The 15,072-nt window shown below is 69.2% G+C and carries 17 protein-coding genes; 6 read left to right on the top strand and 11 right to left on the bottom strand.

The window, feature by feature from the left end; genetic code table 11:
• Nucleotides 1–18 precede the first annotated feature (18 nt).
• Complete coding sequence (locus LXE91_RS28220; RefSeq protein WP_157644934.1) at nucleotides 19–177, bottom strand: hypothetical protein; 159 nt, start codon at nucleotides 175–177, stop codon at nucleotides 19–21.
• Nucleotides 178–378: 201 nt separating this feature from the next.
• Here LXE91_RS28220 and LXE91_RS28225 point away from each other — a divergent pair, with 201 nt between their 5' ends.
• Together LXE91_RS28225 and LXE91_RS28230 are read left to right on the top strand one after the other, a co-directional pair.
• Complete coding sequence (locus LXE91_RS28225) at nucleotides 379–2,295, top strand: DUF3857 domain-containing protein (protein ID WP_321199981.1); 1,917 nt, start codon at nucleotides 379–381, stop codon at nucleotides 2,293–2,295.
• A 56-nt stretch (nucleotides 2,296–2,351) separates the two neighbouring features.
• Nucleotides 2,352–2,519 (top strand): hypothetical protein, encoded by a 168-nt coding sequence (locus tag LXE91_RS28230; RefSeq protein ID WP_172625573.1) that lies wholly within the window; start codon nucleotides 2,352–2,354, stop codon nucleotides 2,517–2,519.
• A 91-nt stretch (nucleotides 2,520–2,610) separates the two neighbouring features.
• Here the strand turns inward: LXE91_RS28230 and LXE91_RS28235 are convergent, their stop codons facing one another.
• Nucleotides 2,611–3,660 carry an AraC family transcriptional regulator gene (locus LXE91_RS28235; protein ID WP_039354465.1) on the bottom strand — a complete coding sequence of 350 codons (1,050 nt, stop codon included), beginning with the start codon at nucleotides 3,658–3,660 and terminating at the stop codon, nucleotides 2,611–2,613.
• Nucleotides 3,661–3,730: 70 nt separating this feature from the next.
• On the opposite strand from LXE91_RS28235, the gene LXE91_RS28240 reads away from it, so the two are divergent.
• Nucleotides 3,731–4,942, top strand: a complete 1,212-nt coding sequence (locus tag LXE91_RS28240) for an MFS transporter (protein WP_039354466.1) — start codon at nucleotides 3,731–3,733, stop codon at nucleotides 4,940–4,942.
• 31 nt (nucleotides 4,943–4,973) lie between these two features.
• Here LXE91_RS28240 and LXE91_RS28245 read toward each other — a convergent pair whose 3' ends face one another.
• The 4 genes from LXE91_RS28245 to LXE91_RS28260 all read right to left on the bottom strand — a co-directional run bounded on the left by LXE91_RS28245 (nucleotide 4,974) and on the right by LXE91_RS28260 (nucleotide 8,363).
• Entirely contained in the window at nucleotides 4,974–5,819 is an 846-nt protein-coding gene (locus LXE91_RS28245; protein WP_039354467.1) for a helix-turn-helix domain-containing protein, read from the bottom strand.
• A 48-nt stretch (nucleotides 5,820–5,867) separates the two neighbouring features.
• Nucleotides 5,868–6,425: a carboxymuconolactone decarboxylase family protein gene (locus tag LXE91_RS28250; RefSeq protein WP_039354468.1), complete on the bottom strand. Its 558-nt coding sequence runs from the start codon at nucleotides 6,423–6,425 to the stop codon at nucleotides 5,868–5,870.
• Nucleotides 6,426–6,558: 133 nt separating this feature from the next.
• Nucleotides 6,559–7,320: an isocitrate lyase/PEP mutase family protein gene (locus tag LXE91_RS28255; RefSeq protein WP_039354470.1), complete on the bottom strand. Its 762-nt coding sequence runs from the start codon at nucleotides 7,318–7,320 to the stop codon at nucleotides 6,559–6,561.
• The gene (locus LXE91_RS28260) at nucleotides 7,317–8,363 is read right to left on the bottom strand and encodes a saccharopine dehydrogenase family protein (RefSeq protein ID WP_039354472.1); all 1,047 of its coding nucleotides are present in this window, start codon (nucleotides 8,361–8,363) and stop codon (nucleotides 7,317–7,319) included. The genes LXE91_RS28255 and LXE91_RS28260 overlap by 4 nt, the downstream gene beginning before the upstream one ends.
• 118 nt (nucleotides 8,364–8,481) lie before the next feature.
• Between LXE91_RS28260 and LXE91_RS28265 the strand changes: the two genes are divergently transcribed.
• Nucleotides 8,482–9,075, top strand: a complete 594-nt coding sequence (locus tag LXE91_RS28265; RefSeq protein ID WP_039354474.1) for a TetR/AcrR family transcriptional regulator — start codon at nucleotides 8,482–8,484, stop codon at nucleotides 9,073–9,075.
• 36 nt (nucleotides 9,076–9,111) lie between these two features.
• Here LXE91_RS28265 and LXE91_RS28270 read toward each other — a convergent pair whose 3' ends face one another.
• A complete protein-coding gene (locus LXE91_RS28270) occupies nucleotides 9,112–9,579 on the bottom strand; it encodes a MarR family winged helix-turn-helix transcriptional regulator (protein ID WP_039354476.1) in 468 nt (155 codons plus the stop codon).
• An 81-nt stretch (nucleotides 9,580–9,660) separates the two neighbouring features.
• Between LXE91_RS28270 and LXE91_RS28275 the strand changes: the two genes are divergently transcribed.
• Nucleotides 9,661–10,029 (top strand): hypothetical protein, encoded by a 369-nt coding sequence (locus LXE91_RS28275; RefSeq protein WP_039354478.1) that lies wholly within the window; start codon nucleotides 9,661–9,663, stop codon nucleotides 10,027–10,029.
• A gap of 88 nt (nucleotides 10,030–10,117) precedes the next feature.
• Nucleotides 10,118–10,735, top strand: coding sequence for a glutathione S-transferase family protein (locus LXE91_RS28280; protein WP_039354480.1), 618 nt, complete (start codon nucleotides 10,118–10,120; stop codon nucleotides 10,733–10,735).
• 128 nt (nucleotides 10,736–10,863) lie between these two features.
• Here LXE91_RS28280 and LXE91_RS28285 read toward each other — a convergent pair whose 3' ends face one another.
• From LXE91_RS28285 to LXE91_RS28300, 4 genes are all read right to left on the bottom strand, one after another.
• Entirely contained in the window at nucleotides 10,864–11,586 is a 723-nt protein-coding gene (locus LXE91_RS28285; RefSeq protein ID WP_039354482.1) for an HAD family hydrolase, read from the bottom strand.
• 22 nt (nucleotides 11,587–11,608) lie between these two features.
• Entirely contained in the window at nucleotides 11,609–12,580 is a 972-nt protein-coding gene (locus tag LXE91_RS28290; RefSeq protein WP_039354484.1) for an ornithine cyclodeaminase family protein, read from the bottom strand.
• Nucleotides 12,581–12,689: 109 nt separating this feature from the next.
• Entirely contained in the window at nucleotides 12,690–13,820 is a 1,131-nt protein-coding gene (locus LXE91_RS28295) for a DSD1 family PLP-dependent enzyme (protein WP_039354486.1), read from the bottom strand.
• 129 nt (nucleotides 13,821–13,949) lie between these two features.
• Complete coding sequence (locus LXE91_RS28300; protein WP_217490280.1) at nucleotides 13,950–14,876, bottom strand: LysR family transcriptional regulator; 927 nt, start codon at nucleotides 14,874–14,876, stop codon at nucleotides 13,950–13,952.
• Between the last annotated feature and the right edge of the window lie 196 nt (nucleotides 14,877–15,072).

Genomic DNA, 15,072 nt, shown 5'->3' on the forward strand with positions numbered 1-15,072 from the left:
CGACCGTCGGCCGGGCCGTCACGGATGGTCGCGCTTGCGCGCGCGATGCGGCCGCCGCACGTGCGCGTGGCGATACGTTGCCCGCAGCCGCTCGCGCCGCCGCCGCGCGTAGAAGAACAGCCCCAGCAGCGCAGCGAACGCCAGCAGCATGACGAGTTGCACGATTCCGTTTGCCATATCGCCTCCGGCCGCATGGGCGGCCGCTGCGTCGCACGCCAGCCGTCGCCCGTGAAGACGTTTTCATTGTAGAAGCCGCCGCGCAGACCGTCGCTTGACGCTCGCGCACGGGGCGCACAAACTGGCCGGCACGCGTGCGTGCCGCGCCGGTCCGGGTTGCGCGGCCGCGTTTTCAAGCATGGCGCGACGAGGTGCGATGTGGTGCCCTTTTATCCCCGAGTGTTCGGCTGGACGCTTGCCGGCGCGCTCGCGCTCGGCCTGCCGGACGCGCATGCCGCACCGCCCGGCGCATCGCAGCGCGCGGACATTCCCGTCGACACGGGCGGCGGCGCGCCCGTCACGATCGTCAGCGACGTCCACGAATTCGTGATCCAGCACGACGGCTCGCTCGACGAGCACGACGATTCGACGCTGCGCGCGAACGACGCGAACGGCATCGATGCCATCGCGCAGCGCTATGTGTGGTTCGACAGGAATCTCGAGAAGGTGGAACTGGTCGCGGCCGAGACGATCGACCGCGACGGGGTCGCGCATCCGGTCGGCGCGGACGGTATCCGCGACGTGCAGGAACCGCGCTCGGCCGGCGCGCCGACGTTCCAGGACGGGCTGCTGCGCACGGTCGTGTTTCCCGGCGTCGAAGCCGGATCGAGCACGCGCGTGGCGTTCCGCAAGACCCGCACGAAGCCGGTCAACCGCGGCTACTTCGGCTATACCGTGGAGCCGTCGCGGGAGCCGGTCGACAGCCAGCGGCTGATCTTCGACGTGCCGGCCGACATGCCGCTGTACGCGGATGCGCGCGGCTACGTCGCGCTGCCGCCGGTCACTGCGAACGGCCGCACGCGCTACGAATTCGACTACCGGCACGGCCCGTACGACCGCATCGAAAGCGGCGCGGTCGGCTACGCGACCTACGGCGACCGGCTCGTCGTGTCGACGCTGCCCGACTACGCGGCGTTCGCCGCGCGCTATCGCAACGCGGCCGTCGATCCGGGCGCCGACGATCCGGCCGTGGCACAGCTGGCGCGCACGCTCACCGCGGGCGCCGCCGATCCGCGCGACAAGGCGCGCATCCTGTACGACTGGGTGCAGGCGAACATCCGCTACGTCGGGCTGTTTCTCGGCGAAACGGCCGCCGCGCCGCATCGCGTGACGGACATCCTGCGCAACCGCTACGGCGACTGCAAGGATCATGTCGCGCTGTTCGGCGCGCTGCTCGCGGCGGTCGGCATCCGCAGCGAGCCGGTGCTGCTCAATCTCGGGTCCGTCTACGCGCTGCCGTCGGTGCCCGGCTACGGCGGCGGCGCGATCAACCACGCGATCACGTGGCTGCCCGATCTCGCGCGTTATGCGGACACGACGACGGCCGGCATCGCATTCGGCTATCTGCCGCCGATCGTGATGGACCGTCCCGCGCTGCTGGTCGACACCGGCGTGCTGTCGCGCACGCCGGCCACGCAGCCGCGCGGCCGCCTTGCGCGGGTCGAGATCGATGCGGCCGGGGCGGGCGCGACGCGTTTTCATGCGTACGTCGAGGACGACGGCTGGACGGCCGAGCTCGAGCGCAACCTGTTTCGCCGCGCGACGCCCGACTCCGTCGCCCAGCTCGCGAACAACCGGCTGCGGCAAAGCGGCCTGCGCGGCCGCGCGCAACTGTCGACCAGCGACCGGCGCGTGACCGACGGACCGTTCGACGTGACGATGTCGGGCACGCTCGATCATTTCGTGTGGCCTGACGGCACGACCGCGGTGCCCGCGCTGTCGAGCCTCACGGGCGGCATCGCGACGCAGGTCGAGAACTGGCTCGCCGAGCCCGCGCGCACGCAGCCGTGGGGCTGCATCGGCGGCACGTTCGACGAGACCGGCCAGATCGCGCTGCCGGCGGACGTCGCGGTGACCGACCTGCCGGCCGATACGACCGTGCACGACCGCTTCGTCGACTTCACGTCGCATTACGTATTCGACGCGGCCGCGCGCGTCGTGCAGGTCACGCGGCGAATGACCGCGGATTTCGGCCGTCAGGTGTGTTCGGCGGACGAATTCACGGCGCTGCGCGCGTCGCTCGAACGCATCGAACGCGACACGCAGGCGCAGATCGTCGTGCGGGCGAAAGGGCGTTGAACGGGCAGGGAACGTGAGCGCATCGAGGCGATCGCTCGACGCGCAGGAGGGACATCATGACGGAACGGGATCACGAGATCGCCGATCTCTCGAAGGAATTGCTGGGCCGGATCGTGCAAGGCACCGTGACGAGCGGCGTGGTCGTCGATGCTGAGCAGTGCGCGGCGCTTGCCGTGCAGTGCGCGACGGCGCTGGTCGACAGGCTGGACGCGCGCAGCGACTGAGCGCTGCCGTCACGCGTGACGGCAATCGGGGCGACGCGTGGCGGCCGCGGCCGGCATCACGCATGAAGCGTGACGCGCGCCACGTCACGCATTACGCTTCGACCCGCACGTCGCCGTCCGCGCGCACGGCGCCCGGCGGCTTGCCCACCACGCGCTTGAACGCGCGGCTGAACGCGGCGAGCGAGCCGTAGCCGAGCCGGTACGCGACGGCCTCGATCGTCTCGTGGTCGCGCGTGATCCACTGCGCGGCGAGCCGCATCCGCAGCTCGGTCAGGTAGCGCACCGGCGTCATCCCGGTGGCCGCGAGAAAGCGTTCGGCGAATACCGAACGCGACACGCCCGCTTCGGTCGCGAGTTCCGCCACGCTCCAGTTGCGGCCCGGGTCGCGATGCAGCGCGACGATCGCGCGGCCGAGCTTCGGCTCGCGCAGCGCCTGCACCCAGCCCGTCGCATCGCCGCATCCGCATTCGACCCAGCCGCGCACGATGAACGCCGCGACCACATCGGCGAGCCGCGCGAGGATGCCCGCGAAACCCGCGCGCGCCGAGCACGCTTCGCGCTCCATCGCGTCGAGCATCGGGCGGATTTCCGGGTAGCGCGCGAGCAGCGTGCCGACGTGCATGAACTCGGGCATCGTGCCGACGAGCGGCTGCATGCCGCCGAGATCGAGCTCCATGCACGCGCTGAAGATCAGCGCATCGCCGGCGCCCGGCTCGGCCGTCGCGCAACGGGCGGGCGACACGCCGGCCGACGCCACCGACGCGACCGTATCGCAGATCTTCGCGACCTCGAAGCCGTTGATCTCGCGGCACGGTGCATCGGGGTCCGACAGCAGCGCGTGCATGCCGCCGCGCGGCAGCAGGATCGCGTCGCCGGCTTCGAGCCGCATCGTGGCGCCCGACGCGTCGCGCAGCAACACGGGCCCGCGCCCGACGAAATGGAACTGCGCGCGCCCCGTCCCGTGGCCAAAATTCAGCCCGAACGGCCGCGCGACCTGGATGCGGCGGTACTGCACGCCGCTCAGGCGCATCCCCAGCAGCAGCTCGCTGACGAGGTCGTGCGCATCGGGGATGGGCGGAAGCAGGGGCTCGGACATATCGAGATTCGGACGAACGATCAACAAGAACGGATTGTATGTCATAGACCGTCCTGACGTGGTTCCTTACGATACGCCCTCATCAGTACTTTCCCTAACCGACACGGAACCACGCATGAATCCCGGAACCTCCACGGCCGCCTCGACGGCGGCCCCCCGCGAACCGGCCTGGGGCGCGGTATTCGCGATGACGCTCGGCGTGTTCGGGCTCGTCACGGCCGAATTCCTGCCGGCCAGCCTGCTGACGCCGATGGCCGACAGCCTCGGCGTGACCGAAGGCGTGGCCGGGCAGGCCGTCACGGCCACCGCGACGGTCGCGCTGGTCACGAGCCTGCTGATCTCGGCGCTGACGCGCACGATCGACCGGCGGCGCGTGCTGCTCGTGTTCTCGGTGCTGCTCGTTGTGTCGAACCTGGCGGTCGCGTTCGCGCCGAACCTGGCAATGCTGCTGATCGGCCGCGTCGTGCTCGGCATCGCGCTCGGCGGCTTCTGGACGATGGCGACGGCCACCGCGATGCGGCTCGTGCCGACCGCGATGGTGCCGCGTGCGCTGTCGATCATCTTCAGCGGCGTGGCGGTCGCGACGATCGCGTCCGCGCCGATGGGCAGCTACTTCGGTCACCTGATCGGCTGGCGCAACGTGTTCCTGATCGCGGCCGCGCTCGGCGGCATCGCGTTCGTGTCGCAGATCCTCACGCTGCCGTCGATGCCGCCGAGCGGCACGACGCGGCTGCGCACGCTGATCGACGTGCTGCGCCGGCCGACCGTCGGCCTCGGCATGTTCGCGACGATCCTCGTGTTCACCGGACACTTCGCGTTCTTCACGTACCTGCGGCCGTTCCTCGAGCAGGTCGCGGGCGTCGGCGTGAACGGGCTGTCGGCGATCCTGCTCGGCTACGGCATCGCGAACTTCGTCGGCACGTCGCTTGCCGGCCGTGTGCTCGAACACCGGTTGCGGCCGATGCTGATCGGGATGCCCGCGCTGATGGTCGTGCTCGGCGTGGCGCTCGTCGCGCTCGGCCGCGCGCCGATGATCGACGCGGTACTCGTCGCGTTGTGGGGGATGGCGTTCGGCGGCGTGCCCGTCGCGTGGTCGACGTGGGTCACGCGCACCGTGCCCGATGAGGCCGAGAGCGCGGGCGGGCTGATCGTCGCGGCGATCCAGCTTGCAATCGCGACGGGCGCGGCAGCCGGCGGCGTCGTGTTCGACGCGAACGGGGCAGCCGGCGTCTTCGTCGCGGCAGCCGTTGTGCTGGCCGTTGCGGTCGCGACGATCGTGACCGGCGTGCCGAAGCGCGTCGGCGTGGTGTCCGCGCTGGCGGAATGACGTAGTACCGGCGGGCCGCCCGGCCCGCCGCTCAGCGCACCGGTGCGTGCGCGTCGAGCAACTGCCGGTGGCGCGTTTCGGTCGCATCGTCGGCGGGGAACATGCATTCCATGCGCAACTCCTGCGCGGCGGCGCTTTGCGGCGTCCCGACCGTCGTGACCAGCGAGAAGTAACGCAGCACGACACCTTCGTGCACGAAGCCGATCGGGATGACCGGCAGCGACGGGGCGGCGGCCGGCACCGGCGGCGTTTTCCAGTCGTGCGGCGCATCGGGGCTCGCGAGCAGGTCGTCGAGCAACTGCCGTGTGTCGTCATCGATCACGCGGCCGACCGCTTCGCGATGCACGCGTTGCAGCAGGCTGCGCGACACCGTCTCCCAGTCGGCCACGAACGGCCGCATGCCGTGCGGATCGAACATCAGGCGCAGCAGGTTGCGCGGGCCGTCGCGCGCGGCCATGTCGATGAAGCAGCTGAAGAAGCGCGGCGCCGCGTCGTTGGTCATCAGCACGTTCCAGTGGCGATCCATCACGATCGCCGGAAACGGATCGTGCTGGCGCACGACCCGTTCGAGCGCGCCGATCACGCCCTGCATCTCCTGCGCATCCCACGACGCTTCCGAATACACCGGCGCATAGCCGGCCGCGAGCAACAGCGCGTTGCGCTCGCGCAGCGGCACGTCCAGCGTTTGCGCGAGCGTCAGCAGCGTGTCGCGGCCCGGCACGCTGCGTCCGCTTTCGATGAAGCTGATCTGGCGCTGCGAGATACCCGCGTCGAGCGACAGGTCGAGCTGGCTCACGCCGCGCACGTCGCGCCAGTAGCGCAGCAACTGGCCGAGTTCGTGCGGCGGCGCGTGCGGTTCGCGGCGGCTGGCGTTCATCGTGCCTCCCAGGGCGTTCCGTGAAGGACGCGATCGACTATATCGGACTCACGCGGCGTTCGCATGCCACGCGAAGGCGTCGAACGGCGCTTCGAGCGCGGGCTTCGTCACGCTGCCGACGTAGTTCGTGATCGTCGATGCGGCGACCACCGCGATCACTTCCAGCAACTGTTCGTCGCTGAAGCCGGCGTCGAGGAACGACTGCCGGTCGGCGTCGGTCAGGCGGCCGCGGGTGTCGATCAGCTTGCGTGCCGTGGCCGACAGCGCGGCCAGTGTCGCGTCGCCGGGCAGGGCGCCGCGGCGGGTCGCGTCGACGTCGGCGTGGGTCACACCCTGTTTCAGCGCAAGCGCGGTATGGAAGGCGACCGGCCATTCGCTCGCGTTCGTGACCGCGTTGGTGAGCAGGAGCGTCTGGATCTGCGGCTCGGTGAGGCTGCTGGCGTGCACGCGCTCGAACAGGCCGATGAAGCCGTTGATCAGCACCGGGGAAGCGGCCATGGCCGCTGCGATGTTCGGGACGATGCCGAAGGTTTGCTGGAGCTGCTGGAGGACGGGCCGGGATGCGGCCGGCGCCGAGTCGATCGTATGAAGCGGATAGGCGGACATGATGTCTCCGGGGGATGAGCGCCGCCGGAATGGCGGCGCGACACCCGAAGCGTAGGAGCGGCCGTGTCGTGCGCCAATTACATGGGATGTAATCGTCCGGTGCGCGCGTGACGCCGTCCGTCCTGCAAATCTCTCAGCCGCCTTGCCTGACCATCTCCGCCAGCGTCTTCATCGCCTGCAGGTACGGATACGGCCCGTGGCTGATGCGGGCCACGCCGTATTCCGCGAAGTCGGCGAGCGTCGGCGTCTCCGTGACGCGCATCACGTTCACCGGCAGCGGCGACGCGGCTGTCAACGCGCGAATGAGTGCCGGCGAGCTCAGGCCCGGCACGAACAGCCCGTCGGCACCGGCCGCGGCATACGCGCGTGCGCGGGCCAGCGTGGCGTCGAGCAGGCGCTCGTCGTGCGTGTCGGCCGGCGCGTTGAAGAACACGTCGGTACGCGCGTTGATGAAGTAGTCGGCGCCCGCGCGATCGGCGGCCTGCCGTGCTGCCGCGAGACGGGCCGCCGCTGCGTCGACGTCACGCAATTCACCGGTCGCCGGGAAGCTGTCTTCGAGATTGCAGCCGATCGCGCCGGCCTTGATGCTGAGCGCGATCGTTTCGGCGACATCTTCCGGCCGCTCGCCGTACCCGCTTTCGAGATCGACGGTGACGGGCAGGTCCGTCGCTCGCGTGATCCGCTCGAGCACCTCCATCATCAGCGCGCGCGGCATCTGCTCGCCATCGCCGAAACCGTTGGCCGCCGCGACCGACCAGCTGCCGGTCGCCAGTGCGACGGCGCCCGCGTCGGCCGCCGTGCGCGCGCTGCCGGCGTCCCACACGTTGAACAGCGCCAGCGGGTGGCCCGCGCGGTGAAGCGAACGGAAATACGCGCCCTTCTCATTGCTGCTCATGCTTGCGTCTCCTTGTGGAAAACCGGATCGGTTGTCGTGTCGAACGATACTGCCACCGTATCGAGCGCCGCGAGAAAATCGCGCGCATCGAACAGCTCGCCGAGACTGCGCACACCGCCCGGCGCCACGGTGTGGCCGGATATCAGGCGTACGGCTGCCTCGACGATGATCGGTGCGCTGACCGCGTAGATGTCGCGCCCGAGCGCCGTCGCGCGGTGCGTCGTGCCGCCCTGCACGGCGATCGCGTCCATCGCGAACTGCTGCGCCGAGCGGCCCATTTCGTCGGTCGGCTCGGGCGGCGGCGTGGCGGCATCGCGCACGTCGCGCAGCACGACGGTGGCGAGCCACGATTCGATCGTATCGATGCGCAGGTGACGCGACAATGTCATCACTTCCGAAAACGGCAGCAGCGTCACGCCGACGCGGCCGATCGGCGGCGGGAACGGCCATGCGCGTTCGCGTGCGGGCGACGGCACCGGTGCCGGCTTGCCGTCCTTCTGCACGAGCCGCACCGCGCGATTGCGTTCGCCCGTCACGCGCGTGCCGTGCGTCGGGTGCCAGCTGTCGAGCCCGGTCGCGATATCGACGCGCTCGATCGGCCGGTTCGGGGCGACGACGGCCGTGACGAGCAGGTCTGCCAGGCCGCCGTAGAACGCCGCGGCCGGCACGAGCGTCACGCCCGCGGCGCGCGCCCGCGCATCGCAGTGTTCGGCCAGCGCCAGCACCGACGGTTGCTCGGCCGTCAGGTCGAGATAGGGGATGCCGGCCCGCAGCGCGGCATCGGCCAGCGGCAACGCGGTATCGAGGTACGGGCCCGCGCAGTTGATCACCGCCGCCGCGCCGCGCAACGCGGCGTCGAGCGCGGCCGGATCGTCGATCGCGGCGACGCGCGCGAGCGTCGCGTCGCTGCCGTCCTTCGCGAGCCGCGCGGCATCGCGCCCGATGCGGATCGCCTGCAGGCCCCGCCGCGCCAGCTCCGCGACGACGAATCGCCCGGTATGGCCCGTGGCGCCATAGACTGCAACCGTCATTCGATCATCCATGATCCACTCCGCTACAGAACGGTCTGTTTTATAGTACAGACCTGTAGCGTCGTCAAGCACGCGGTGCTATGATCGCTTCACTGTTGCGGGAGTGGGCGGCCGGCAAGGCCGGGTCGGGATGAAAAAGGAAACAGGGTCACCAGGGAGCGCGCCCGATACGCGCGAACGCATTCTGCAAACGGCCAGCGAGCTGTTCTATCGGGAGGGTACGCGCGCGGTCGGCGTGGACCTGATCGTCGCGCAGGCCGGCGTGGCGAAGACGAGCCTCTATCGTCACTTCGCGACGAAGGACGACCTGATCGAAGCGTTCCTGCTGCGCGAGGACGCCGATTTCTGGGCGCATTGGGATGCGGTGGCCGCGCAGTACCGGCGCACGCCGCGCGAGGAACTGGATGCGCAGCTGCAATGGATCGGCGAGCGCATTGCGCGCCCCGGCTATCGCGGCTGCCCGCAGATCAACATCGCCGCCGAATACGCGGACGGCAACCATCCGGCCCGCAAGGTGGCCGTCGCGCACAAGCAGGAACTCCGGCGCCGGCTGGCCGAGCTGGCGGGGGCGGTCGGCGTCGACGAGCCGGAGACCTTCGCACTGCGGCTCGCGACCGTGATCGACGGCGCGCTGAGCAGCGGGCAGGCGCTGCATGCGCATGGGCCCGTGGCCTTCCTGCAGGAATTCGCGCAACTGCTGTTGCCGAAGAAGGGCCGGAAGTAAGCCGCCTGGCCGCAGCGATCCGCGCGCCGGCCCGGTTCAATCGCGGGCGGCCGGATCGACCGACAGCGCGCGCAACTGGCCGCGCAACTGATCGACTTCCCCCGGCGCGAACGGCCGTTCGATCTCGGCATGCGTCTGCTGCCACAGCGGAAACGCTTCGGCCAGCAGGTCGTGGCCGGCCTGCGTGAGTTCGAGCAGGCGGCTGCGCCGGTCGTCCGGATCCTGGACGATCGTGACCAGGCCGCGCCGCTCGAGCGGCTTGAGCGCGGCCGTGAGCGTCGTGCGGTCCATCGCGAGCAGCGACGCGACCGATTTCATCGGCGCCGGCCGGGGCCGGTTCAGCGACATCAGCAGCGAAAACTGGCCGTTGGTGAGATCCAGCGGGCGCAGCACATCGTCGAAGATCCGCGCAAGGTTACGCGCCGCGCGCTGCATGTGCAGGCACAGGCAGCAATCGCGCACCATCAGCGTCGTTTCGAAAGGGAGCTTTTCTTTTCGTGCCATGTTGCAATTGTGTTGATATCAACCTATCGTGTCAAGGTCGAGGCACGGCAGCCCGTCGCGCCCGTCACCGGAGGAGACAGCATGAGTGCTCAACAGCAGTTGTATCTCGCGGTATTTCTCGGGACCAAGGACAGCCCGGCCATGAAAGCGTGGATCGCGCTGCCGGACGAGGAGCGGCGCACGCGCGAGCGCGACGGCATCGCCGCATGGCATGCGTGGGTCGACCGGCATCGCGACGCGATCGTCGAGATGGGCGGGCCGCTCGGCAAGACGAAGACCATCGATGCCGCCGGCATCAAGGACACGGCGAACGCGATGAGCGGCTTTACCGTCGTGCGGGCAGCCTCGCACGAAGCCGCGGCCGCGCTGTTCGAAGGTCATCCGCATTTCACGCTGTTCCCGGGGGTGGCGGTCGACGTGATGCCGGTGCTGGCGATTCCCGGCGCGTGAGCGACGGGCGCGGCCACGCGTCGTGTATCGGCGATGCGCCGTGGCCTGCAGGCGGAAGCTTTCCCGACATTCTGGATGGAGACTGGCGATGAAGCTTTACGGATTTGCCGGCACCCGCTCGCAACGCGCGCTGTGGGGGCTGAAGGAACTGGATGCCGATTTCGAGTTCATCTCGGTGAACCTGCTCCAGGGCGAACACAAGCGGCCCGAATTCCTGCGCCTCAATCCGGCCGGCAAGGTGCCCGTGCTGGTGGACGGCGACCTCGTGATTCCCGAGTCGGCCGCGATCGTGCTGTATCTCGCGGACAAGTACCCGCAGAAGGCGCTGCTGCCGGTCGATCCGGCGCTGCGGGCGGAGGCTTACCGGTGGGTCATGTTCGCGGTGACGGAGCTCGAGCAGCCGCTGTGGCGGATCACGCGACACTCGTTCATCTATCCGCCGGAGAAGCGCTCGCCGGCCGATATCGAGCTGGCGCGCGAGGATTTCAGGACGATGGCCGCGATCCTCGACAAGCATCTCGAAGGCCGCGAATTCATCGTCGGCGACACGCTGACGGTGGCCGATTGCGTGACGGCTTACCTGATCGACTGGGCCGGCGAGTGCAACCTGATCGAATCGTTTCCGCAGTTGCGTGCGTATCTCGAACGGCTGTATGCGCGGCCGAAGGCGCCGCAGCGGATCGCGGACGCGCGCAAGGCGGCGTGAACGGGCGGCGGCCGGTCATGCGTTGCATCGGCATGGCAGACCGTTACGGTGGTGCGCTCGGCGAGCAGCAGTCGGGCCGCGCTTCAGGATGGTGAAGCGTGCGTCGCGAGCGCGGCGCACGCAAGTGCTCACGCCACGCCGTCAGGCCCGCCGAGCATGCGGCACAGCATCGACAGGTCGCTGAGCGTGACGTGCGGTGTCGCGGCCTGCTGCTGCACGCGCTCCGCTTCCGGATGCGTATCGCGCACCACCCACGCCGCCTGAAGCCCCGCATTCAATGCGCCGACGATATCGAGGTGGTAATCGTCGCCGACATGTAGCAGTTCCGCCGGCTGCACGTCGAGCGCCTGCGCCGCCGCATGGAAGATGCCGGGCTCCGGCTTCGCGACGCCGAACGCCTGCGCGCTGAGCGTCGCACGAAAGAATTCGCCGCCGCCGGTCAGCCGCAGATCCGCGTTGCCGTTGGTCACCGCGATCAACGGAAACCGCGCGCTCAACCACGCAAGCGCCGGCAACGCATCGTCATAGAATTCGACCCGGTTGCGTGCGGCATAGAAGGCCGCGTACGCCCGGTCGGTGAGCGCGACATCTTCGTTCGCCCGCTCCAGCGCAAGCCGGATCGAGCCGATTCTCATCGCACGGAAGTCGCCGGCGAGGTCGGGGCACAATCGTTCGTATTCCTCACGCAAGTCGCTGAGCGCCTGCTGCGTGGGCAGCACGTGCTCGGTCCCGGGCGCGTGCTCGATCAGCCACGTGCGCAGCTCCCCTTCGGCCCGTACGACGGACGGTCCGAACGGCCACAGGGTGTCGTCCAGGTCGAACGAGAGCGCGGAAACTTGGGTGAGACGCATGGAGGTTGACGGGGAATTTCGTTTACCAGGGCCACGGAATGGAGATTCCGGTGCCGTTTTCGAGGGCCTGCCGATACAGGAAGCGTGCGACGGTCAGGTCCTGCAGCGCGAGCCCGGTCATGTCGAAGACGGTGATCTCGTGCGGCGCGCGGTCGACCGTCGCGGTTCCCGCGAGGATGTCACCGATTTCCGTGCGTGGCAAATCCGGCGCCCACTGGCACTCGCCGATGCTGCGCGCCTGGTCGTGATCGTCCACGACGATGCGCGCGCGCTCCAGCACGCCTGCCGGCAGCTCGCGCTTGCCGGCGGTATCGGTGCCCACGCAGGTCAGGTGGGTGCCCGGCCTGACCGCATCCGCATCGAACAGCGGGCCGCCGCCGGGCGTTGCCGTGATGACCACGTCGCTGTTGGCCACCGCGTCGTTCCGGTCGCGCGCCACGCCGATCGTGCATCGTTCCCGGAAGGCGGGTTCGAACAGCGGGTCGGGCTCGCCGCTGACGGTCACGTACTGCACGGTGCACCGTTGCGGCAGCAGCCCGAGCGCGTAGTCGAGCTGGACGCGCGCCTGCACGCCGGTGCCGAACACGCAGATTCGCGCGCTGTCGCGACGCGCGAGCAGTTGCAGCCCGAGGCCCCCGGCGGCGCCGGTTCGCGCGGTGGTGATCGCATTGCCGTCCATGATGCACAGCGGCCGGCCCGTGGCCGGGTCGAACAGCGCGACGGTGGCCTGATGCGGTTCGCCGCCGAGCCCGCGGTTGCCGGGCCAGAATCCGGCCGCCTTGAAACCGAGCAGGTCCTGATTCGCGACATCGCCCGACTTGATGCCGAACACGCCGCCGGTGTGCAGCTTCTCGCGCACCACCGGGAACACGCGTCCGGCCCGTTGGCTATGCAGCACGAAGGCTTCGCGAACGGCCGCCGTCACTTGCGCGGCCTGGAGGGCGGGCGCGACGGCATCGCGGTCGAGAAGCAGGAGTCGGTCGTCTGTCGGCATGTTCGGGCAAGCGCGCTCGGCGCCAGGCAAATCGGGGTGATTTAAATTTTGTCCAGATTTGGACAAATAGTCAATGAATCGACGGGGCGGCGCGGGGGCGCGGTTTTGCTCACCACCCGTAGAAGCGCGGCCACGTCTGCGCGCCGCCGTCTTCGCCGATCGCCTGATACTCGGGATGCTGCGCCCCGGTGGCGCACGCGTGATTCGGCAGGATGCGCAGGCGGGTGCCGATCGGAAACTGCTGCGCGATGCCGGCGTCGGGCGTGCCCGCGCGCGATACGATCCCGTGCTCCTGGTTGGCGGCGCTCATCAGGTAGTCGCCGAGCACGTCGCCGTGTTCGGTGCAAACCTGCCCGTAGCCGAAGTCGTGCGCCTGGCGCTGCGTGCCGCGGTCGCGGCTCATCGCCATCCAGCCTGCGTCGACGATCGCCCAGCCTTTCTCTTCCTGGTGCCCGATGACGGTGGTCAGCACCGACAGCGCGATGTCGGACAGGTCGCACACGCCGATGTTGTGCATCACGAGGTCGAACATCACGTACACGCCGGCGCGCACTTCGGTGACGCCCTCGAGATGTTCCGCCGCGAGGGCAGTGGGTGTCGAACCGATGCTCACGACCGGGCAGGGCAGCCCGGCCGCCCGAAGGCGCTCCGCCGCCCGCACGGTGCGGCTGCGTTCCTGTTCTGCGATCGCCGCCAGCGCGTCGGGCGTGCTGTATTCGTAGCTGGAGCCCGCGTGCGCGAGCACTCCGCCGAGCACCATCCCGCCGTCGGCCAGCGCGCGGCCCACGTCGATCAGCAGGTCGGCGTCGGGCGGAATCCCCGAGCGGTGGCCGTCGACGTCGACCTCGATCCACACTTCGAAGCGCTCGCCGTGTGCGCGCCCGAATTCGGCGATCGCGTGCGCGGCCGGCAGGCTGTCGGCGACGAGTTTCAGGTCGCAACCCTGCCGGCGCAGCGCGAGCGCCTGGCCCAGCTTTGAGGGCACCATGCCGACGGCGTAGACGATGTCGCGGATACCGTGCGCGAAAAACTGTTCGGCTTCCTTGAGCGTCGACACCGTGATGCCCTGCGCGCCTGCCGCGATCTGGGCATCGACGACTTGCGTGCTTTTGGTGGTCTTGACGTGCGGCCGGAACCTGACGCCGAGCGCGTCCAGATGCGCCTGCATGCGGCCGATGTTGTGCTGCATGCGGCCGACGTCGATCAGGGCGGCCGGGGTGTTGAGAGTGTGAAGGTCCACGATGCGTTGCCTCGGAAGGTTGCCGATGTGAGCATCGTAGAGGCGTCGATGGACTACATGTTTAACGCGTGGCTAATCCGGCATTAAATGCAGTTTAATCGACTGGATCGCGGGGATGCGCAGTGCGGCTCATGCGTTGCCGCGCCATGGCGGCGGGCTGAGAAAGCGCGTCGCGGCTTCGAGAAACACCCGTTGCCGCGCGGAACGGCCGGTGCGCGACTGCAGCAGCGCCGTCACCGGCGCGGGCGGCAGGTGCCAGTCGGGCAGCAACCGCACGAGCTTGCCGTTCGCCAGCAGCGGTGCGACGTCCCACTCGGAGCGCTCGACGATCCCGAGCCCGTCCAGCGCCCATTCCGTGATGACGGTGCCGTCGTTCGACGACAGCGCGCCGCTCACGCGGATCACGGCGGAGCGGCGCGGTTCGCCCTTGACGTCGCCGCCTTGCGAGAAGCGCCAGCGCGGGATGTCCTCGTCGTTCTCGCGCAGGCACAGGCAGTCGTAGCGGGCCAGGTCGGACGGATGGTTCAGTTCCTTGATTCGGCGTGCGTAGGCGGGGCTTGCGCACAGGAAGCGTTCGTTGGGCGCGAGCGGATACCCGATCCACGACGACGACTTGAGGCTGCCGACATGAACGACCACGTCGGCGCCCGACGCGCTGGTCAACGGGCTCTCCGACAGATGGAGCGATATTTCCAGTTTCGGATGCGCGCATTGCAGGTCGCGCACGATCCGGGCGACGTACTTTCTGCCGAAGCCGAGCGGGGCGACGACGCGCAGCGTGCCCTGCACGTCGCCGTGGTCGCCTGCAATGCTGACCGGCAGCGCCTCCACGCGCTCGAGGATGTCGACGGCTTCCTGGTACAGCCGCTGCCCTTCGTCGGTCAACGCGATTCCTTTCGACTGCCGCACGGCGAGCCGTGCGTTCAAGCGCGCTTCCATCCGCTGCAGGCGAATCGTGACGGCGGGCGGCGTGAGATCGAGCAGCCGCGCGGCCGAGGCCAGCGAGCGCGACGTGCCGATCGCGCGGACGATTCGAAGGTCGTCGAGGTCGAGCATTTCATGTCTCTTAATGCTGGATGTGCCGAGCATTAAACCGCACATTGCGCGGAGAAGCCATCGACGTGGCACCGACAGCGGATGCATGGCGAGCACGCCGAGCCGCTGGACGCTCACTTCATACCCGTGGCAGTACGGCAATGCAGTACGCTGACGCCCCAGCGTGCGCCGAGCCGCAGGTTCTCGATGAATGTGA

The organism is Burkholderia contaminans (genome assembly GCF_029633825.1).
GTDB classification, from domain to species: Bacteria; Pseudomonadota; Gammaproteobacteria; order Burkholderiales; family Burkholderiaceae; genus Burkholderia; species Burkholderia contaminans.